The sequence below is a fragment of the Microvirga pakistanensis genome, from assembly GCF_004458765.1.
Lineage (GTDB): Bacteria > Pseudomonadota > Alphaproteobacteria > Rhizobiales > Beijerinckiaceae > Microvirga > Microvirga pakistanensis.
The window spans coordinates 1-223 of the sequence record NZ_SPJX01000246.1 but is presented as its reverse complement, the minus strand read 5'-3'; the positions used below and the strand labels follow the sequence as shown (position 1 = coordinate 223).

Here is a 223-nt window from a genome sequence, read left to right as displayed (position 1 = left end):
TGCTTGCCACCTTCGGCGTCGTCCTCGTGGTGCAGGATCTCACCATCCTGATCTTCGGCCCGGAGGACATCCTCGGCCCCCGCGCTCCGGGCCTGCGCGCGCCCGTCGACATTCTCGGACGGCGCTTCCCCTCCTACGAACTCGTGCTCATCGCGGCCGGGCCGATCGTCCTCGGGCTCGTGTGGCTTCTGCTGCGCAAGACGCGTTTCGGCGTTCTGGTGCG

1 pseudogene is annotated in these 223 nt (G+C 68.6%); it reads left to right on the top strand.

Features of this window, described 5'->3' with window-relative positions:
* Positions 1-223, top strand: a pseudogene (locus tag E4K09_RS14215) (ABC transporter permease); the annotation flags it as partial.